Annotated in this window: 22 protein-coding genes and 2 pseudogenes; 6 read left to right on the top strand and 18 right to left on the bottom strand. The window is 70.6% G+C overall.

What is annotated here, in order from left to right; all coding sequences use genetic code 11:
• Positions 1–111: 111 nt before the first annotated feature.
• The 17 genes from ACWD10_RS36090 to ACWD10_RS36010 all read right to left on the bottom strand — a co-directional run bounded on the left by ACWD10_RS36090 (position 112) and on the right by ACWD10_RS36010 (position 13,730).
• Positions 112–975 (bottom strand): LLM class flavin-dependent oxidoreductase, encoded by an 864-nt coding sequence (locus ACWD10_RS36090; RefSeq protein ID WP_451097929.1) that lies wholly within the window; start codon positions 973–975, stop codon positions 112–114.
• A gap of 173 nt (positions 976–1,148) precedes the next feature.
• Positions 1,149–1,532 carry a SchA/CurD-like domain-containing protein gene (locus ACWD10_RS36085; protein ID WP_451097928.1) on the bottom strand — a complete coding sequence of 128 codons (384 nt, stop codon included), beginning with the start codon at positions 1,530–1,532 and terminating at the stop codon, positions 1,149–1,151.
• A gap of 47 nt (positions 1,533–1,579) precedes the next feature.
• The gene (locus ACWD10_RS36080; protein ID WP_451097927.1) at positions 1,580–2,392 is read right to left on the bottom strand and encodes an SDR family NAD(P)-dependent oxidoreductase; all 813 of its coding nucleotides are present in this window, start codon (positions 2,390–2,392) and stop codon (positions 1,580–1,582) included.
• Positions 2,389–3,426, bottom strand: a complete 1,038-nt coding sequence (locus ACWD10_RS36075) for an amidohydrolase family protein (RefSeq protein ID WP_451097926.1) — start codon at positions 3,424–3,426, stop codon at positions 2,389–2,391. Before ACWD10_RS36075 ends, ACWD10_RS36080 begins: the two co-directional genes overlap by 4 nt.
• A gap of 37 nt (positions 3,427–3,463) precedes the next feature.
• A complete protein-coding gene (locus ACWD10_RS36070; protein ID WP_451097925.1) occupies positions 3,464–3,946 on the bottom strand; it encodes a hypothetical protein in 483 nt (160 codons plus the stop codon).
• 35 nt (positions 3,947–3,981) lie between these two features.
• Positions 3,982–4,326, bottom strand: a complete 345-nt coding sequence (locus ACWD10_RS36065; RefSeq protein ID WP_451097924.1) for an antibiotic biosynthesis monooxygenase family protein — start codon at positions 4,324–4,326, stop codon at positions 3,982–3,984.
• Positions 4,323–5,630 (bottom strand): beta-ketoacyl synthase N-terminal-like domain-containing protein, encoded by a 1,308-nt coding sequence (locus ACWD10_RS36060; RefSeq protein WP_451097923.1) that lies wholly within the window; start codon positions 5,628–5,630, stop codon positions 4,323–4,325. The genes ACWD10_RS36065 and ACWD10_RS36060 overlap by 4 nt, the downstream gene beginning before the upstream one ends.
• Complete coding sequence (locus ACWD10_RS36055; RefSeq protein WP_451097922.1) at positions 5,627–6,913, bottom strand: beta-ketoacyl-[acyl-carrier-protein] synthase family protein; 1,287 nt, start codon at positions 6,911–6,913, stop codon at positions 5,627–5,629. The genes ACWD10_RS36060 and ACWD10_RS36055 overlap by 4 nt, the downstream gene beginning before the upstream one ends.
• A complete protein-coding gene (locus ACWD10_RS36050) occupies positions 6,910–7,410 on the bottom strand; it encodes a cupin domain-containing protein (RefSeq protein WP_451097921.1) in 501 nt (166 codons plus the stop codon). The genes ACWD10_RS36055 and ACWD10_RS36050 overlap by 4 nt, the downstream gene beginning before the upstream one ends.
• 58 nt (positions 7,411–7,468) lie before the next feature.
• A complete protein-coding gene (locus tag ACWD10_RS36045) occupies positions 7,469–7,927 on the bottom strand; it encodes an SRPBCC family protein (protein WP_451097920.1) in 459 nt (152 codons plus the stop codon).
• A 1-nt stretch (position 7,928) separates the two neighbouring features.
• The gene (locus ACWD10_RS36040) at positions 7,929–8,189 is read right to left on the bottom strand and encodes an acyl carrier protein (RefSeq protein WP_451097919.1); all 261 of its coding nucleotides are present in this window, start codon (positions 8,187–8,189) and stop codon (positions 7,929–7,931) included.
• 78 nt (positions 8,190–8,267) lie between these two features.
• Complete coding sequence (locus tag ACWD10_RS36035; RefSeq protein ID WP_451097918.1) at positions 8,268–9,620, bottom strand: acetyl-CoA carboxylase biotin carboxylase subunit; 1,353 nt, start codon at positions 9,618–9,620, stop codon at positions 8,268–8,270.
• 148 nt (positions 9,621–9,768) lie between these two features.
• The gene (locus ACWD10_RS36030) at positions 9,769–10,374 is read right to left on the bottom strand and encodes an acetyl-CoA carboxylase biotin carboxyl carrier protein (RefSeq protein ID WP_451097917.1); all 606 of its coding nucleotides are present in this window, start codon (positions 10,372–10,374) and stop codon (positions 9,769–9,771) included.
• A gap of 3 nt (positions 10,375–10,377) precedes the next feature.
• Complete coding sequence (locus ACWD10_RS36025) at positions 10,378–12,075, bottom strand: acetyl-CoA carboxylase carboxyltransferase subunit alpha (RefSeq protein WP_451097916.1); 1,698 nt, start codon at positions 12,073–12,075, stop codon at positions 10,378–10,380.
• Positions 12,072–12,437, bottom strand: coding sequence for a TcmI family type II polyketide cyclase (locus ACWD10_RS36020; RefSeq protein WP_451097915.1), 366 nt, complete (start codon positions 12,435–12,437; stop codon positions 12,072–12,074). The genes ACWD10_RS36025 and ACWD10_RS36020 overlap by 4 nt, the downstream gene beginning before the upstream one ends.
• A gap of 277 nt (positions 12,438–12,714) precedes the next feature.
• Positions 12,715–13,056, bottom strand: a complete 342-nt coding sequence (locus tag ACWD10_RS36015; protein WP_451097914.1) for a hypothetical protein — start codon at positions 13,054–13,056, stop codon at positions 12,715–12,717.
• Entirely contained in the window at positions 13,053–13,730 is a 678-nt protein-coding gene (locus ACWD10_RS36010) for a hypothetical protein (protein ID WP_451097913.1), read from the bottom strand. Before ACWD10_RS36010 ends, ACWD10_RS36015 begins: the two co-directional genes overlap by 4 nt.
• Before the next feature lie 108 nt (positions 13,731–13,838).
• Between ACWD10_RS36010 and ACWD10_RS36005 the strand changes: the two genes are divergently transcribed.
• The 6 genes and pseudogenes from ACWD10_RS36005 (at position 13,839) to ACWD10_RS35980 (ending at position 15,837) form a co-directional block, all read left to right on the top strand.
• Positions 13,839–14,141 carry a hypothetical protein gene (locus tag ACWD10_RS36005; protein ID WP_451097912.1) on the top strand — a complete coding sequence of 101 codons (303 nt, stop codon included), beginning with the start codon at positions 13,839–13,841 and terminating at the stop codon, positions 14,139–14,141.
• Entirely contained in the window at positions 14,138–14,344 is a 207-nt protein-coding gene (locus ACWD10_RS36000; RefSeq protein ID WP_451097911.1) for a hypothetical protein, read from the top strand. Before ACWD10_RS36005 ends, ACWD10_RS36000 begins: the two co-directional genes overlap by 4 nt.
• Positions 14,345–14,487: 143 nt before the next feature.
• Positions 14,488–14,694 (top strand): hypothetical protein, encoded by a 207-nt coding sequence (locus ACWD10_RS35995; protein ID WP_451097910.1) that lies wholly within the window; start codon positions 14,488–14,490, stop codon positions 14,692–14,694.
• A 54-nt stretch (positions 14,695–14,748) separates the two neighbouring features.
• Positions 14,749–14,850 (top strand): annotated as a pseudogene (locus tag ACWD10_RS35990) (GntR family transcriptional regulator); the annotation flags it as partial.
• Positions 14,851–14,898: 48 nt separating this feature from the next.
• Positions 14,899–15,087: a hypothetical protein gene (locus ACWD10_RS35985; RefSeq protein ID WP_451097909.1), complete on the top strand. Its 189-nt coding sequence runs from the start codon at positions 14,899–14,901 to the stop codon at positions 15,085–15,087.
• Between the two features lie 286 nt (positions 15,088–15,373).
• Positions 15,374–15,837, top strand: a pseudogene (locus tag ACWD10_RS35980) (hypothetical protein).
• Between the two features lie 232 nt (positions 15,838–16,069).
• On the opposite strand, the gene ACWD10_RS35975 reads toward ACWD10_RS35980, so the two are convergent.
• The gene (locus tag ACWD10_RS35975) at positions 16,070–17,470 is read right to left on the bottom strand and encodes an ABC transporter substrate-binding protein (RefSeq protein WP_451097908.1); all 1,401 of its coding nucleotides are present in this window, start codon (positions 17,468–17,470) and stop codon (positions 16,070–16,072) included.
• Positions 17,471–17,492: the final 22 nt, after the last annotated feature.

Here is a 17,492-nt window from a genome sequence, read left to right as displayed (position 1 = left end):
CCCCGGACCCCGCCGCAGATATCGCGCAGGGGGGTACCTCCCTGCTCGAACGCAGTTGAGAGCTTGGGGGAGCGCTCGTCCTCAAACGCCGGACGAGCTGATAGGTGCCGCTTAGAGTGCCGCCTCCGCCAAGAGGTCCAGCTGGCGGGGGTCGGAGTTGCACGGGAAGAGGATCAGTTCGTCGCAGCCTGCCTCCTCGTACCCGGCCGTTACGCGCTTGAGGCCCTCCTCGCCCACCGCCGCGCCGCGTACCGCCAGGTCCGCGAAGGGCGGGGCGAAACCGTAGTAGTCCCGCAGGTACGCGCCCGCGTCCTGCTCCGCGGTGTCGCCGAGGGCGTAGTAGGCGAGGGCCAGGATCCTCGGGGTGCCCTCGCGGCCCTCCTTCTCCCAGGCGGCGCGGAACGCGGCGGCGCCGCCGCGGAACACGTCCGGGCCGCCGGTGCCACCGATCCAGCCCGCGCCCCGGCGTGCCGCCCGGGCGATGGCGGCCGGTGAGTGGCCGCCGAGGATCAGCGGCGGTCCGTCCTGCTGCTCGGGGCCGGGGCCGATGCCGCCCGCGAAGCCGCGTCGCTCGCCGCGCCACACGGCGGCCAGTTCGTCGAGCTGGGCGTCGAACCGCTTGCCGCGGCCCGCGTGTTCGACGCCGGAGGCCTTGAAGTCGTCGGGCCGCGCGCCGACCGCGAGGCCGAGGGTCAGGCGGCCGCCGGAGATCCGGTCGATGGTGGCGGTCTGCTTGGCGAGCAGCGCGGAGTTCGACTGGAGCGGGGCGACGAGCACGGCCGTGGTCAGGCGGGGCCGGGCGGTGACGGCCGCGGCGGCGGCGAGGGCGGTGAGGGCGTCGTGGCTCTGGTAGACGAGCCGGTCGGTGGTCGCCAGGGCCGAGAAACCGGCGGCCTCCCCGGCCGTGGCCCACTCCAGGAGGGTGCGGGCGGTGGTGCCCGGGACCGCGTTGGGCAGTCCGAGTCCTATCTCCATGTGTCTTTGCTCCTCAGTGCGTGCGTGCGTCATAGGGCCCAACTCGCGTATGGGCCAAGGAGATTGCGTCTGCCTAAAGGGGGGACTGTGCCCCCGGAGGACCGGTGCGTGCGACGCGGCCCCTTCACCGTGGTGCGTGAAGGGGCCGCGCGGTGCCGGACGAGGGTCTGTGCTCAGACCGCCGCGTCCAGCGGCGCGTCGTGGCGGCGGCTCAGGACGCATTCCAGGCCCGCTTCCTGGAAGAAGGCGCGGGCGCCCTGAGGGGTGACCATGTCGCGCTCCTTCGCCAGGTGCGGCTCCAACTGCCGCTCGAACTCGCGGACTTCTTCCTGTCGGCTCATGTGCGCCGCGACCAGCGGCAGCGGGCCCTCGACCTCGATGACGCGGACGGCGATCTCCTTGCCGACGAACGCCATCGTGCCCAGGAGCTTGCCGACCACCTTGCCGTCGGCGTCGGCGACGGAGAACTGCGGGCGGCCGCTGACCTTGAAGAGTTCCTTGACGGTCTCCTCGGTGCCGGGCTTGAGCGGGTACTGCAGGGCGTGCCAGGTGGACATGGTGGATTCCTTTCTCCAATGCCTTGTTTTCGGTACGAGTGCGGAGTTCAGGAGCTGCTGCTCACACCCCCGTCCACCATCAGGACCTGTCCCGTGACGAACCGGGCCAGCGGCGAGGCCAGGTACGCGACCGCGGACGCGACCTCCTCCGGCTCGGCGAACCGGCCGAGCGGGATGCGGCGGCGCATCATCTGGACGAAGCCCTGGTCGGCCGCGGCGTCCTCGACGAACTCGGTGCTGACGAACCCGGGCGCGACCGCGTTGACCGTGATGCCGTGGCTGCCCCACTCCGTGGCCAGCTGTTTGACAAGGAGGTTGACCCCGGCCTTGCTCGGCCCGTAGGCGGAGAAGCCGCGTCGGCCGCCGAACAGGCCGCGTACCGACGAGAAGTGGATGATGCGGCCCGGGGTCTTCGTACGGATCATCAGGCGGCCGAAGACCTGGGAGAGGCGGAACGCGCCGGTCAGGTTCGCGTCGACCGTCTCGTGCCACTCGTCCTCGGTGAGCTCGGCGGCCGGGGTCACCACCAGCTTGCTCGCGCAGTTGACCAGGATGTCCACGCCCTGCCACTCCGCCTCGAGGTGTGCGGCAAGGGCCTCCACGTCCTCGCGGTCGGTGAGGTCGGCGGCGCGGCCCACGGCTCGGACGCCGTACCCGGCGGTGAGCTCCGCGGCCAGCGCCTCCGCGCGGCCCTTGTCCCGGCCCGCCACCGCGACGTCGGCGCCCTGCGCGGCGAGCAGTTCGCTCACCTCGCGGCCGATGCCGCCGTAGCCGCCGATGACGAGGGCGCGGCTGCCGTCGAGACGGAAGGGGTCTTCCGTGTACTTCTTCGTCTGTTCCGTTTCCGGTATCTGAGTCATGAGACTGCTGCCTTTGTCGGGGCGGACTGCGCGGCGGGGAGGCCGAACACGTCGCGGGCGTTGCCGTCGAGGACCAGGTCCTTCTCGTACGGCGTCAGTTCGAGCCCGTCGATCAGGGCCAGGGCGCCGTCCAAGGGGGTGGTCAGGGGCGGGGAGTCGGTGCCGAAGAGGAGGTGTTCCGGGCCGAACACGTCCAGTGCGGCGGCGAGTTGGCGGCGGCTGGGGGTGCCCGTGTCGACGTACAGCCGACGCAGGGACTGGCTGGGAGGCGGCCCTTCGGGAACCCTCTCGGAGACGGGCGGCCTGCCACCGGGCGGGCCACCCGGACCGCCAGGACCACCGCGGCCGCCAGGACCACCCGGCCCACCCGGCCCCCCACGCGCCAGATCCAGCTTCTCCGCGAGCAGCGGCAGCGCACCCCCCGCAGCCGAAGCGATCAGCTTCAGACTCGGGTACTTCTCCAGCCAGCCCGCGAACACGATCGCCGCCACGCCCATCGTCACGTCGCACGGCCGGGCCACATGCTCGATGAGCCCGAAGCCGTGGCCGCGCAGCGAGGCCGCGCCGACCGGCTCGGCCGGGGGGTGCAGGAGTACGGGGGCGCCGTGCTGCGCGGCCAGGGCGAAGAACGCGTCGGCCTCCGGCTGGTCCAGGAAGCGGCCGTGGGCGCTGGTGTTGGCGATCAGGCCGACGAACTCGCCCTGGCCGAGCAGTTCGTCGGCGTGCGCCAGGGCCTCGTCGCTGCCGTACGGGTCGACATAGGCGTAGGCGCGGAGCCGGTCGGGGTGGGCGCGTACGGTCTCCGCCAGCCAGTCGTGGAACTCCCTGAGCGGGCCGAGGGGTTGGTTGTGGTTGTCGATCCCCGGCACCGGCACCATCGTCCCGGCACCCACCGGGCTGCCCACCACGGTCGTGGTGATGCCGAGCGCCTCCTTCTGCTCGATCATGCCGTCGACGTCGACGAGGCTCGGCGGCATCGGGAAGCGGCTGAACAGCGCGGGCGAGGTGATGTGTCCGTGGATGTCGATCGTCATGAGTGCCTCCGGGCGACAGGAACGGGGTGTACCGGGCTCACATCACCGTCACGAGCGCCGCGCCGATGTACGCCGCCACCGCGCCGATCCCGCCGTACGTCCGGATCTCGTGGGCGATCCACCAGCGGCGCCGCTTCGCCATCCACTGTTCGGCCTGCTGGTCCGGGTCCGGCGACCACTTCTCGATCTGCCGCCAGATGGGCCGGTTGAAGCCCTCAGAGGTGATGCCGACGACGATCATGCCGAGCGAGCCGAGCAGGAAGAGGACCGCTCCCAAGGCGGTTTCCGCCTGGAAGGCGGCGAGGACGCCGACGCCCGCGGCGATCACGCCGTTCCACACCGCGATCGGGTGGAAGACGTGCATGTCGATCTCCTGGCAGGTCTTCACATAGCGCGAGTACTCCAGACCGTTGAGCATCGGCAGGATCGACAACTTCATGATCCAGAGCGTGCCGAGCTGCCATCCGGCCGCGGCCAGGACCCACACGCTGAGCAGTCCCATGTTGAAGTTGAGGTTCATGACAGGTCTCCTGAATTCGTGTTCTGGGGATGGGGTCAGGCGGCGCGGCGGGTCGTCTGGTTACGGATCAGGAAGCGGGTGGAGCGGGCCTCGGTCATGCACTCCCGCATCGGGCGGACCAGGTCGCGGTGTTCCTCGGTGCGCTCCCAGGCGAGGAAGTGCTCGAGGGACTCCCACTCGCTGGTGATCAGCCACTGCTCGGGGTCCTTCTCGGACTGGCAGACCTGGTCGACCAGGTGGCCCGGGACGCCCTCCGCGACCTCGTAGCGGATCTGCTGGTAGGCGGCGAGGAACGCGTCGGTGCGGTCCTCGGGGACGCGGATCTGGAACAGCACCCGGGCGCGGGTCTCCGTGGTCGGCTCGGCTGCGGCGGTGCTCATCGGGTCTCCCCCTCCGTGGTGGCCGTGTCGTTGTCGCTGTCGTACGCCCGCACGATCAGCGAGCCGTTGAAGCCGTCGAAGCCGCGGGCGTTGACCATCGCGGTGCGGACCTCGGCCGGGCGCGCTTCGCGGACGAAGTTGAGGGCGCGGTCCGGCGCGGGGTCGGATACGCCACCGGCCGGGGGCAGTTCGCCGCGGGTGACGGCGAGCAGTGCGGTGGCCACGTCCAGGGCGACGCTGCCCTGGTAGGCGCGGCCGAGCAGCGGCTTGTGGGTGCTGACCGCGGCCGGGCCGGCGGGGCCGAACACCTTGCGCAGTGCGGCCACTTCGGTCAGGTCGTACTCGGGTACGGCGACCGCGTCCGGGAAGACCAGGTCGACGGTGTCGGCGGTGACGCCGCTGGTCTCCAGGGCGAGGTCCATGGCGCGGGCGTACTGGACGGTGGAGCCGCCGCTGCCGCGCCGGGTGTGCTCGCCGTCGTGCGTGGCGCCCCAGCCGGTGACCTCGGCGTAGATGGTGGCGCCGCGGGCGAGGGCGTGGTCGAGGGCCTCGACGACGAACACGGCGCCGCCCTCGCCGGGTACGTGGCCCGCGGCGTCGGCCGCGAACGGGCGGTAGGCGCGGGCCGGGTCGGTGGCGGTGGACAGGCGTCCCCCGCGCGCCTGGCAGGCCAGGGCGTACGGCCCGATGGGGGCCTCGGTGCCGCCGGCGAGGACGATGTCGGTGCCGCGGCGGATGGAACGTACCGCGTGCGCCAGGGAGTCGAGACCGCCCGCGGCCTCGGCGACCAGGACGGTGGAGGCGCCCTTCATCTGGTGGCGGATGGAGATCTGGCCGACCGTGGCGGCGTAGAACCAGGCGATCGACTGGTACGCGCCGACGGTGCGGGTCGGCTGTGCCCAGAGCCGCTGGAGTTCCTTCTGGCCGAAGAGGTTGCCGCCGGAGGAGCTGGCGAGCGCCACCGACATGGAGAACGGGGGCAGCTCGGCCGGGTCGAGGGCGGCGTCCTTCAGGGCCTGGTCGGCGGCGTAGAGGGCCAGGTGGGTCCAGCGGTCGGTCTGGACGGCGAGTCGGCTGGGGACGTGGGCGGTGTGGTCGAAGTCCGGTATTTCTCCTGCCAGTTGGGTGGCGTACGAGGACGGGTCGAAGAGGGTGATGCGGTCGATGTGGCTCTCGCCCCTGGTGGTGGAGTCCCAGTGGTCCTGCGGGGTGAGGCCGCTGGGGGCGGCGACGCCGAGGCCGGTGATGACGGCCCGGCGGCCGTTGTCTATGTGCGCGTTGATACCCACATCCGTGGTGCTCATCGGGCCAGCTCCTTCACACGGGAGAAGACCATCGCGGACTGGAAGCCGCCGAAGCCGCTGCCGACCGACAGGGCGGTGTCGACGTCGGCCTGCCGCGCGGTGACGGGTGTGTAGTCGAGGTCGCACTCCGGGTCGCGGTTGGTCCAGTTGGCGGTCGGCGGCACGGCCTTGTTCTGGATGGCGAGGGCGCAGGCGGCCATCTCCAGGGCGCCGATCGCGCCCAGGGAGTGCCCGATCATCGACTTGATGGAGCTGATCGGGACGCGGTACGCGTGCTCGCCGAGGCTCTTCTTGAACGCGGCGGTCTCGTGCCGGTCGTTCTGCTTGGTGCCGGAGCCGTGCGCCGAGATGTAGCCCACCTGCTCGGCGGCGATACGGCCCTGGGCGAGCGCGTCCGTGATGGCCTCGGACATCTCGGCGCCGTCGGGGCGCAGGCCGGTCATGTGGAAGCCGTTGCCGCGGGCCGCGTAGCCGGTGATCTCGCAGTAGATCTCGGCGCCGCGCCTGCGGGCGTGCTCCAGGTCCTCCAGGATCAGTACGGCGCAGCCCTCGCCCATGACGAAGCCGTGCCGGTCGCGGTCGAAGGGGCGGGATGCGTGCTCGGGGTCGTCGTTGTCGGGTGTGGTGGCGCGGATCGCGTCGAACGAGGCGACGGACACCGGGGAGATGGGGGCCTCGGAGGCCCCGGCGATGACGATGTCGGCCTCGCCGTCCTGGACGAGCTGGTGGGCGTAGCCGATGGCGTCGATGCCGGAGGTGCAGCCGGTGGAGACCACCTGGGCCGGGCCGTGCACCTGGTAGCGGGCGGCGACTCCGGCGGCGAGGCTGGACGGGACGAGGGTCTGGTAGAGGAACGGGGTGGTGTAGTCCCCGTCGACCAGCCAGTGCTTGCCGTGGTCGCTGGCGACCACGAACTCCTCCTCCAGGGTGGTGGTGGCGCCGACGGCGCTGCCGAGCACGACGCCGGTACGGTCGCGGGTGCGCTCGTCGAGTTCGAGCCCGCTGTCGGCCAGGGCCTCGGCGGACGCGGCGAGCGCGAACTGCACGTACCGGTCGGAGCGGCGCTGTTCGCGCGGGGTGAGCCCGGCGGCGTCCGGGTCGAAGTCGGCCTCGGCGGCGATCTGGGAGCGGAACGGCGACGGGTCGAAGAACGTGACCCGGCGCGTCGCCGTCCGCCCTGCCATGAGCAGGTCCCAGAAGCGGTCCCGGGTGGTGCCGCCGGGAGCGACGACACCTATGCCGGTGACCACGGTGCGGCGCGGGCCGCGGGGAGCGGTGGTCATGACCGTACGACCTCCTTGGCGACGCCCTTGGGGCCGGGCGCCGGGGCGTCCGCGATGGGGGTGCCGTCGGCGTTCTCGGTGTCGACGTGGCCGAGCGGCGGCGCGGGCGCGAGCGGGCCGAGCTGGAAGACGACCTCGACGGTCTCGGTGCCCTCGTTGCGCAGCCGGTGCCGGACGTTGATGTCGGCGTAGATCGCCTCACCGGCGCGGACGGTGTACGCCTCGCCGTCCAGGTCGACGGTGAGGGTGCCCTGGGTGACGTACAGGAACTCCTCGCTGTAGGGGTGGTAGTGCTCGGCGATCCGCTCGCCGGGCTTGAGGGTCGCGACGCCCATGAAGCCGGAGGTGGAGCCGACGGTCTTGGGGCCGAGCAGGACGCGCAGCTCGGCACCGCGGCGGGTGTCGGCCGCGACGTCCTTCGCGGCGATGCAGCAGGGCTGGGCCGAGGCGGTCTGTGCTGGCAGCACTGTCTGCGTATCCGGGACGGTGGCGGTCATCTTCGGTGCTCCTGAGGTGAGTTGAGGGTGGGGCGAGTGGGGCGGTTGCGGAGTGGCGTCATGCGGCGACGCGGGCCGCGGCCTCGACCTTTTCCCGGATGATGTTCATCTGGATCTTGCTGTTGGTGTTGATCCGGTTCTCCATGCCCGCGTCGTCGATGGGCGCGGTCGGCTTCATCTCGAAGTCCTGCACCCAGTCCATGCGGGTGCCGCGGCCCTCCTCGGTGTACGACCAGTGGATGTGCATGAACTCGAACGGGCCGGTCTCCACGCGCTTGGCGTCGACGGTGCGGCTGGCCTCGTCCGGGGTGCGCTCGCTGACCCAGCTCCAGACGGTGCCGTTCTCGTCGGGGTGCATGGTGAGGCGGAACTTCACGGTGTCGCCGCGGCGCTCGATGACCTCGACGGAGGCGTACTCGGTGAACAGGTCGGGCCAGTTCTCCAGGTCGTTGGTGATGCGCCAGACGATGTCGAGGGGCGCGTCGATGAGGATCGTGTTCTCGGTGTGCGCGGCCATGTCAGGCGGCCTCCGTCCGGGCGGCGTTGAGGGTCTCGGTCAGGGCGTTGAGGCTGAGCTGGAGGGCGTCTTCGGGGACCTGCACGTGGTAGCGCTCGGCGGCGATGGCCTCCAGCTCGAGCAGGGCGAGCGAGTCGATGCCGAGGGACTCCAGGGAGTCGTCGTAGTGGCCGTCGAAGGTGCCGGCCGGGACGCCGGTGTTGAGGATGAAGATCTCGGCGAGCTCGTCCCGGGTGATCCGGGCGCCGGTTGCGGTGGTCATCTGGCGTGTCCTTTCGGGTGGTTGACTGGCGTACGGGTTCGTACGCGTCGTACGCGCGCGGTGTACGGGCGTACGGGATCAGGGGGTCGGCAGGAGCCGTCCGACGAGGGCCGTCGAGTGCTCGGCGGCGCGGAACTCCGGGTCGGCGAGGATCTGCCGCAGCGCGGGCAGGGTGGTCTTGACGCCGGGACCGGAGAGGTCGAACTCGGCGAGCGCGCGGTCCATGCGGGCGATCGCCTCGTCACGGCCGGGCGCCCACACGATGACCTTGGCGAGCAGCGAGTCGTAGTGCGGCGAGACCCGGTATCCGGCGAAGCCGTGCGTGTCGACCCGGGTGAACGGGCCGCCCGGCGGCGTGAACCGCTCCAGGGTCCCGGGCGTCGGCACGAAGCCGCGGGCCGGGTCCTCGGCGTTGACGCGGCACTCCAGGGAGACGCCGCGCAGCACGATGTCGTCCTGGGCCAGGCGGAGTTCACCGCCCGAGGCGACGTGCAGCTGCTCGTGGATCAGGTCGATGCCGCTGACCATCTCGGTGACCGGGTGCTCCACCTGGATCCGGCTGTTGATCTCCATGAAGTAGTGGTTCTGGTCCGGGTCGACGAGGAACTCGAAGGTGCCGACACCGCTGAAGTCGACGGCGAGCGCGCCGCGCACCGCGTCGGCGGCGACCGCTTCGAGGACCTCGGGCCGCAGATTGGGCGCCGGGGCCTCCTCGATGAGCTTCTGGTTGCGGCGCTGCGCGGAGCAGTCGCGGGTGCCCAGGTGTACGCCGTTGCCATGGCCGTCGCAGAGCACCTGCACCTCGACATGGCGGGTGCGCTCCAGATAGCGCTCCAGGTAGACCGTCGGGTCCCCGAAGAGGGCCTGGGCGGTGGCCCGTATCTCGAGATACGTGGGGGCCACCTCGTCGGGGTCGTGGATGACCGCCATGCCGCGGCCGCCGCCGCCCGCCGCGGCCTTGAGGATCACGGGGTAGCCGATGGAGTCGGCCAACTCCCGTGCCTCGGTGGCGGATTGCACCCCCTCGACGCTGCCGGGAAGCAGCGGCAGTCCGGCGTCCTGCATGAGGGCGCGGGCGGACGCCTTGTTGCCGAGGGACTCCATGACCTCCGGGCGCGGCCCGATGAACGTCAGGTCGTTGGCCGCGCAGATCTCCGCGAAGTCCGGGTCCTCGGAGAGGAATCCGTAGCCGGGGTGCACGGCCTGGGCGCCGGTGCGCAGTGCGGCCTCGACGACGGCGGCGGCGTTCATATAGCTCTGCCGGCTGGGCGGCGGCCCGATCCGGACCTGCTCGTCCACGTGCCGCAGGACGGCCGAGTCCTGGTCGGCGGTGGAGTACACGCCGACCGTCTTGATCCCCAGCTCGCGGCAGGCGCGGGCGACGCGTAGCGCGATCTCGCCTCGGTTGGCGATGAGTACTTTCTCGAACATGACCGCTTGCTCCTAGGCAGGTTGGGCTCTTCTGGACGACGGGTCCGCACCGTTGGCTCGGGCACCGTTCATCGCGCTGAAGGCGCTCGTCCTCAATCGCCGGACGGGCTTGGTTGCTGGACGAGCCGTCAAGAACCGTCGGACGGCGTTACTGGTCGTCGGGGACTATGGCGATCAGCGGCTGGTCGAACTCGACCGGCTCCGCGTCCTGGGCGCAGATCTCGGCGACGGTGCCGGAGACCTCCGCGGACACGGGGTTGAGCAGCTTCATCGCCTCGACGATGCCGATCGTCGCCCCGGCCTCGACCCGGTCGCCGACCGAGACATACGGCTCGGCGCCCGGCTCGGGGGCCCGGTAGAAGGTCCCGACCATCGGGGACGCCACCTGCACGCGGGGCTCCGCCGTTTCGCCGACCGGGTCCGAAGCCGGAGCAGTGTTCGGGGTTGCCTCGGCGGGCGCGGCCTGGGGTGCCGGGGCCGTGGCCCAGGGCGGCGGGCCGTACGCCGCGAACGGCGGGGCCACCGGGGCGGGCGCGGGAGTCGGGGCGGCCGGCTCCTGCCACTCCAGCTCGACCGTCGCGTCGGCCCGGCTGACCCGGATCCGGCGCAGGCTGCCGGGCAGGTCGTGGGCGAGCTTGTGGGCGTGGTCGCGGAGTTGCTCGAGCACCCGCTCGTCGTCGTGGGCGGCGGTGCGGGCCGTGCCCTGGTCGTGGGCGGGAGCGAGGGCCACCCGGTTGTCGTCGGTCACGGTCATCGGTTACGCCACCTTCTCGGTCTCGGTCTCTTGACCCGGCTCGGTCACGGCGTCCCGGCCGAACCGGCGGAACCGGAGGCGCCGCCGCTCGACCAGGTCCTCGGTACGGCGCGCCCGGAGCGCGGGAACGGTCTGGATCAGGGCGCGGCGCAGCAGCTCGGCCGCCGCCGCGTGGTCCGTGTGGGCGCCGCCGTCGGGCTCGGGCACGACGCCGTCGACGACGCCGAGCCGGAGCAGTTCGGGTGCGGTGATGCGCAGCGCGCGGGCCGCGTCGGCGGCGGATTCGGCGCTGCCCCACAGGATCGACGAGCAGCCCTCCGGGCTGATCACGGAGTAGTAGCCGTTCTCCAGGATCAGCACCTGGTCGGCGACCGCCAGGCCCAGGGCTCCCCCGCTGCCGCCCTCGCCGGTGACGACGCTGACGACCGGGGTACGCAGGGTCGACATGCGCAGGATGTTGCGGGCCACGGCGACCGCCTGGCCGCGCTCCTCGGCGTCCAGGCCCGGGTAGGCGCCGGGGGTGTCGACGAGGGTGACGATGGGCAGGCCGAGCCGTTCGGCGAGCTCCATGACGCGCAGTGCCTTGCGGTAGCCCTCGGGCCGCGGCATCCCGAAGTTGCGTTCCACCAACTCCCGTGTCGTATGGCCCTTCTGGTGTCCGACGACGGCGACGGCGTGGCCCTCCAGGAGCGCGAGCCCGGCGACGATCGCGGGGCAGTCGCCGTGGACGCGGTCGCCGTGCAGCTCCACGAAGGAGTCGAAGATCCGGCTGAGGTAGTCGAGGGTGGTGGGCCGCTCGACGTGCCGGGCGAGCTTGACGGTCTCCCACGGGTCGCGGGCGGTCAGCTGCCGCACGGAGCGGGCGATCGCGCCCTGACCGTCCGGGACGCTGCCGAGGGCGCCGCGGCGGGCGACGGTGAGCAGCCGCTGGAGCACGCCGCGCAGGTTGCGGCGCTCGGCGACGAGGTCGACCTGACCGTGCGCGAGCAGGAACTCGGCGGTCTGGAAGCCCTCGGGCAGCTGCTGCCGGATGGTCTGCTCGATCACCCGGGGCCCGGCGAAACCGAGCCGCGCACCGGCCTCCGCGATGACGATATCCGTGTTGGTGGCGTACGAGGCGGCGACCCCGCCGTACGTGGGGTCGGTGACCAGGCTGACGGTGAGCAGACCGGCCTCCTGAAGCCGCCCGAGTGCCTGGCTGACCTTGGCCATCTGCATCAGGGACAGGCTCCCCTCCTGCATCCGGGCACCGCCGGACGCGGAGGCGATGAGCAGCGGAAGGCGCTGCTCCAGGGCGAACTCGGCGGCGCGGGTGATGAGTTCACCGACGGCGCTGCCGAGGCTGCCGCCCATGAAGCGGAAGTCCATGACGGCGAGGACGACGGGCTGCGCGCAGATGGTGCCGGTGCCGGTGACGACGGCTTCCTGCAGCTCGGTGTCCCTGCGGGCCTGCTTGAGGCGTACGGGGTAGGGGCGGGTGTCGGTGAAGCCGAGCACGTCGGGCGTGGTGGCGGTGCCGGGCAGCGGCGTGAACGAGTCGTCGTCGACGAGCTGCTCGATGCGGTCGGGGGCGGTGAGCCGCGCCGGGGCGTTGCACTCGGGGCACACCTGGAGGTTCCGCAGATGCCGTTTGCCGTAGACGAGTTGGGCGCAGGACGAGCAGCGCACCCACTCGGCTCGCGGTGCCGATGCGGTGGTCATCGCCGCACCACCGCCGGGCCGGTCTCGTCCTCGCTGGCGGCGCCTTCGGCCTCGTAGGTGTAGAAGCAGCGCGCGGCGGCGTCCTGCGGTCCGCGCCAGGTGGACAGGTACGGCGTGATGTACGGGTCCAGGGCGGCGCTGACCCGGGCGAACTCGGGGTGCTGACGGGCCCGTTCGACGGCCTCGCGCCCCGGGTCGTCGGACTCGATCATGTGGATGTAGCAGTCGCCCAGGGTGTAAAGGGACCGGTGCCTGATCCCGGCGATGGCCGGCAGCTCGGTACGGTCCGACTCGGCGAAAATGCGTGCCACGTCGTGCTCGGCACCCGGCGCGATCCTGGCAACAATGAGCGAACGATGCATGTCATGCCCCTTCATGGCTGGGACAGGCCGCCGACGCTTGGCTGACGCCGGTTCCGGCCAGTGGACTTCAATGGCCGTGAGCATCGCGTCGGCGCAGTCCCCCCGTCAGGGGTCCGCGCACCTCACCCGCGGGGAAGCCGCCTGCCGCCACCGGGACGTCCATCCCGGGCGGGCAGGCGGCTCCGAAGCCAACTACGGGCGGAAAAGGGGTGATTGTGGGGTGCTTGCCGGGCGACTGCTGTCACCTCACCCGTTCTGACCTGCTCTCTTCGGTCCGTTACGCAGGTCCCGTCGGACGGGGACCGCTGTCACGGGTCGGCCGGGTGGCGGCGGTGGTCTCCGGGCCCACGGGGGGCGCCTCGGGTACGGTGCCCTGCTGCCGCCAGGCGTCGAGTTCACCGGCGAGGTGGGCGAGGAGCTCGGGCAGGCCGCCCTTGCCGTGGAAGAGGAGTACGGGCGGGGAGGTACGGCCGAAGAGGTGCATGGCGCCGACGAGCCGTACGGCGGGCTCGGCCGCGGCGTCGTGCGGGCTCGCGCCCGCGGCGGCGGCTTCCGGGCTCGCGCTCGCGCCCGCGGCGGTGTCCTGCGGGCCGTTCGTCGTGATCAGGCTCTCCCTCATGCCGTGCCTCCCTGCTCGACCCGCTCGGCCTGCTCGACCCGCTCGACCCGCTCGGCCTGCTCGCCGCTTCGCCGGAACCGGATGCGCCCCTTCGGCTTGTACACGGACACGACGGTGGCCAGCGTGAGCAGCCCGACCTGAAGCATCTCGCCCCCGGCGAGCAGCCACCTTTCGGCACCGAGCTCGGCCCCGGTGGCGGTGGCGGCCACGGTGCGCTGGACGAGCACCTCGATCCAGGGCCGAAGGAACACAACCCCGATCACCAGCACGAGGAGCAGCTGAACCTCTTTCAGGAACACCCACTTGTGCCGGAGCAGCCCCCAGCGGGTGACCAGCGCGAGCAGAACCCCACTCACCAGACCGGTGAGCAGCAGCGGCAGGGCCACGCTGTGCGCCCCGAGGCGCATGAACCGGTAGGCGGCGCGGGCGAGTTGGCCGTCGTCGGTGAGCGCGCCGCAGAGCGCGAGCACGACCTGCCCGGCCGTGCAGCCGAGCAGCCCGACCGACGAGACGACATGCACGACGGTGAGCAGCTTGCGTATCCCGGGCGAACCGGCAGGCCGCCGCCGCGGCGCCGCCGCTTCCGGCCGCCCACCGGGAGCGGCGGCGGGAACGGTCGCACCGTCGGCCGTCCCCTTGGCCGCCGCCTCCGTCAACACGGGCCCCTGAACCATCTGTTCGCCTCCTTCCGACCCTTCCGAGCCGTCGAACGATGGCCTCAAGACTCCCGTGCGCGACGTGCCGCGTCGTCGTCGCCGGTGCGTGCCCGCCCCTCACCACGTGTGCGTACGCCGCCTGCGCGAGACTGCGTACGCCGCTACGCCTGTAAGGCGGCGCAGGTCGCCGCACGGGTCGCCGTGTTCGCCATCTCCGTCGCCGGATACGTAGCTCTGTCGGTCTGGGGCCAGGCGACCGCCGAGAACGTGGCGCTGGTCGGCCCTGTCCTCGGCGCGGCGTTCCTGATGTCCAAGCTCGGCCAGCAGGACCAGGTGCTCAGCGAGATCCACGAGAACACCAACGGCGTCCTGACCAAGCGCATCGAGGATGGCGTCAAGGCAGCGCTCGACGAGCGCAGCGCGTCATGAGCACGGCTGACATCATCTGGGGCGGCCTGCTCACGGCGGGCACGGCGTTCGAGGCGTACGCGCTGCGGAACGGCCGCGAGGGGGACACGCTTTCAGAGCGGACGTGGGCGTGGTTCCGGGTTCATACCCGGCCGGGCCGAGCGGTGTTCGCGGTCGCGTGGTGCGGGTTCGCGGCCTGGTACCTGGTGCACATCCTGACGTGAACGGCTCTGACCCGAGCCGCAAGCTAACCGTTGGCTGGCATCCCGACGTTGAGGTCTACCACTTCCCGGGTGTCCGGTCGGGAACCGCGCACCGGGGCGAGCCCTTTCCTCACTACCGGCCTGCGGCTTTCTACCCTGACCCGGTGGCCGCATTCATCCTCATTGTTCTCGCGCTCGCCTCCGAAGTATCCGGAATCGCATTCACCGTCTCGGACGCTTTCAAGGCACAGAAGCATGTGAAGGATTACCTCTCGCAGACCTGGGCACGTCCCAGGACTAAGGCCGAGTCGGCGACGCAAGTCCTGGCCGTACGGTGGGCCGTTGGCCTGCGACAACACCACCGCGTGTGACCGGGCCTGGCCCACGTCCGCGACCGCCGCCGCAAGCACGGCACCTGAGGCCCTGGACGGGCCGAGGCTGATCTGTGCGTCCGCACCGAGTACGAGCTCCTTGCCGACGGTAAGCCAGTGCAGTTGTCGACGAGTTGGGAGCCGTACGATCTCAGCGACCAAGGGCGGCCCGTGGAGACGGCGGGGCGGATTGAGGGAGGGCAGTTGAGCAAGCGGCGCTATGTCGCCCGAGGGGTACCCGGCGGATACCGGGTCTGGGACAACAAAGCCCGGCGCTGGTGGGGCGACCTCTATGAACTCTGCCCTGATGATCTGCTGGCAGAACTGAACAGCGGCGCCAACCCTGAGAAGATCACCGCTCTCATGAAGCGCTACCGCTCCCTCAAGCGATAGGCCCGCGGCTCGTGCCCGACGCGTGCCCGATGCGTTCCCGATCGGTCGGGGAACCCCGGTAAACGGCGGAGAATCCGGGATGGCCGCAGGACCCGCCCGAGACGGCATACCAGCAGGCCAGAGACACAATCCGCCAAGAGCGACCGGCGATTCCCATCTTCCTTGCCGCACGCGCGAGTTGATCAAGCCCGCGCAAGCGCAGCAGCCATGCCAGGGCGGTAAGCCTGGCAGGAGAGTTGGGCTTGTAGCCCACCAAGGACGGTCGAAGCGTGATCAGCTTGAGGGCGTGGAGACCATCATCGCGAGCGCCATAGCCGTACTGGGAACCTTGCTTGGTTCGGGGATCACTCTGTCATTCCAGCAGCGCACCACCGACAGGAGCCATCAGTTCACCCGCCGTGAGAAGCTGCGGCAGGAACGACTCGACGCTTACTCCGCCTATGCAGGCGCATTGGTCAACTACCGCCGCTGCATGGTCCACTCTGGTTCTGCGAGCACGAACAGCCACCACCGGAAGACCCTGACACGGTGCGCATCCGCGCCTACGACTTGCGCTCCAACGCCCAAGAAGCCCTCTTCCGGGTGCAGATGCTCACGGATGACGAGAGGCTGAGTCGGACTGCGCAGGACTTGCAAGCAAGCATCACGACGTTGTCCAAGGCGGACAGCAGGGCCGATCTCGACGATCTGAGAGTGCGGACCCGTGACGACATCAGCCGACTTGTCAGCGCGGCCAAGCAACATCTCTGAGGCGCTTACAGAGACCGCCAGGCTGGATCCGGACGCCAACGGTGAACGCACCACAACAGCATCAGATCGAGCGGCGGCCAGCGGCGAATCAAGGGGAAAGTGGTCCAGCCCAGCGAGGCCACGGATCAGCCGTTCACCCAGGTCAGCGACTCGATAGGCGGCAAAGGCCGACAACTTCCCAAGCTCAGAGCTCGGTTTCGATTCCCGGCGCCCGCTCCGGACGATCGGGGCTCTAGTCCCTATAGCCGCCGCCCTTGACCACGTCCTCCGCGAAGAGCTGGGCATTTGCCAGTGCCTTGTCGACTGGCTGGCGGCCGGCGATCGCCGCGGAGATTTGCTCGGATACTCGGTCGCCGAGGCCCGCGTACTCCGGGATGCCGACCCATGCCACCCCGACCCATGGCTGCTCGTGCTTCCCCGGGTGCTTGGGGTTTGCGGAATTCAGGGCGTTCAGCGTCGGCTCCGCGAATGCCTTGGCGGCCTCCTTGTACTGCGGAAGCTTGTACGTGGACAGGCGGCTGCCTGGTGGTACGCGGACCCAGCCGAGTCGATCGCCGTAACGCTTCAGGTAGCCCTTGGATGTTGCCCAGGAGGCGAACTCCCATGCGGCGTCCGGGTGTTTCGCCGTGACCGGGATCGCCAGTGACCAGGACGACAGCCATCCTGAGTTTTCCGTCTTCACCACTGGGGCGGGGGCATAACCCAGCTTGCCGGCGACCTTGCTGTTCTTCGGGTCCTCGAGGCTGCCGGCGAGGGCCGTGCTGTCGTACCACATGGCCGCCTTGCCCTGCCGCATCGTTGTCAGGCACTCGGCGGGACCGGCCTCGGCGGCCCGGGGTTCGCCGTACCGGCGGACCAGGTCCACATAGAACCGCACCGCCTTCTTCGTTTCGGGCGAGGTGAGCTCAGGGTTCCAGCCCATGTCGAACCAACGCCCGCCGAAGGTCAGGATCACCGTGTTCAGAGGCATCAGAAGGTTCCCCCAGCCAGGGCCGCCGCGCAGGCAGATCCCGGCGAGGCCGTGTTCGGGGTCGTGGAGCTTCGCCGCCAGCGCGGCGACCTGCTGCCAGGTCGGGCGCTCCGGCATGCTCAGCCCGGCCTCCTTGAGCAGATCCTTGCGATACATCAGGAAGGACGACTCGCCGTAGTACGGCACCGCGTACAGGCCGCCGTTGTACGACAGCGCTTCGCGCACCGCGGGGATGAGATCCTGTACGTCGTAGTCGCCCTGGCCCGCGTAGGTATCGAGTTGGGTCAGCCACCCTCTCGACGCCCAGATCGGTGCCTCGTACGGGTTGATGGTGACGACGTCGTATCGGCTGGACTCAGTGGCGATGTCTTTCCCCAACCGCTGCCGCAGCTCGTTTTCGGGGAGGAACTCGATGTTCACGTTCGTGTCGGGGTGCTCCTGTTCGAAGTCGTCGATGAGCTTTTCCATGTCCCGCGTAAATTCGACGGTGGCCACCGTGATCGTCGTGCCTTCTTCGGTCCGGGTTTCTCCGGCGCAGGCGGCCGTGCTAAGTGCGAGCGAAACGATCGAGGCTGCGGCCAACGCGATACGCGTCAGCCGCCCAGGGCGCTTGTCCGGCATCAGTACCTTCTGGTCAGCGGTGAGTTCGTCACGCGTCGTCATGCATCGTCACGGGTCGGCCTTT

It is taken from the genome of Streptomyces sp. NPDC002851, from assembly GCF_053591935.1.
The sequence above is the reverse complement of the archived record's forward strand: the minus strand, read 5'-3'. Positions and strand labels throughout refer to the sequence as shown.

Coding starts and splice junctions, on each gene's coding strand:
- ACWD10_RS36090 (WP_451097929.1), bottom strand. CDS start 975: ATGGAGATAGGACTCGGACTGCCCAACGCGGTCCCGGGCACCACCGCC.
- ACWD10_RS36085 (WP_451097928.1), bottom strand. CDS start 1,532: ATGTCCACCTGGCACGCCCTGCAGTACCCGCTCAAGCCCGGCACCGAG.
- ACWD10_RS36080 (WP_451097927.1), bottom strand. CDS start 2,392: ATGACTCAGATACCGGAAACGGAACAGACGAAGAAGTACACGGAAGAC.
- ACWD10_RS36075 (WP_451097926.1), bottom strand. CDS start 3,426: ATGACGATCGACATCCACGGACACATCACCTCGCCCGCGCTGTTCAGC.
- ACWD10_RS36070 (WP_451097925.1), bottom strand. CDS start 3,946: ATGAACCTCAACTTCAACATGGGACTGCTCAGCGTGTGGGTCCTGGCC.
- ACWD10_RS36065 (WP_451097924.1), bottom strand. CDS start 4,326: ATGAGCACCGCCGCAGCCGAGCCGACCACGGAGACCCGCGCCCGGGTG.
- ACWD10_RS36060 (WP_451097923.1), bottom strand. CDS start 5,630: ATGAGCACCACGGATGTGGGTATCAACGCGCACATAGACAACGGCCGC.
- ACWD10_RS36055 (WP_451097922.1), bottom strand. CDS start 6,913: ATGACCACCGCTCCCCGCGGCCCGCGCCGCACCGTGGTCACCGGCATA.
- ACWD10_RS36050 (WP_451097921.1), bottom strand. CDS start 7,410: ATGACCGCCACCGTCCCGGATACGCAGACAGTGCTGCCAGCACAGACC.
- ACWD10_RS36045 (WP_451097920.1), bottom strand. CDS start 7,927: ATGGCCGCGCACACCGAGAACACGATCCTCATCGACGCGCCCCTCGAC.
- ACWD10_RS36040 (WP_451097919.1), bottom strand. CDS start 8,189: ATGACCACCGCAACCGGCGCCCGGATCACCCGGGACGAGCTCGCCGAG.
- ACWD10_RS36035 (WP_451097918.1), bottom strand. CDS start 9,620: ATGTTCGAGAAAGTACTCATCGCCAACCGAGGCGAGATCGCGCTACGC.
- ACWD10_RS36030 (WP_451097917.1), bottom strand. CDS start 10,374: ATGACCGTGACCGACGACAACCGGGTGGCCCTCGCTCCCGCCCACGAC.
- ACWD10_RS36025 (WP_451097916.1), bottom strand. CDS start 12,075: ATGACCACCGCATCGGCACCGCGAGCCGAGTGGGTGCGCTGCTCGTCC.
- ACWD10_RS36020 (WP_451097915.1), bottom strand. CDS start 12,437: ATGCATCGTTCGCTCATTGTTGCCAGGATCGCGCCGGGTGCCGAGCAC.
- ACWD10_RS36015 (WP_451097914.1), bottom strand. CDS start 13,056: ATGAGGGAGAGCCTGATCACGACGAACGGCCCGCAGGACACCGCCGCG.
- ACWD10_RS36010 (WP_451097913.1), bottom strand. CDS start 13,730: ATGGTTCAGGGGCCCGTGTTGACGGAGGCGGCGGCCAAGGGGACGGCC.
- ACWD10_RS36000 (WP_451097911.1), top strand. CDS start 14,138: ATGAGCACGGCTGACATCATCTGGGGCGGCCTGCTCACGGCGGGCACG.
- ACWD10_RS35975 (WP_451097908.1), bottom strand. CDS start 17,470: ATGACGACGCGTGACGAACTCACCGCTGACCAGAAGGTACTGATGCCG.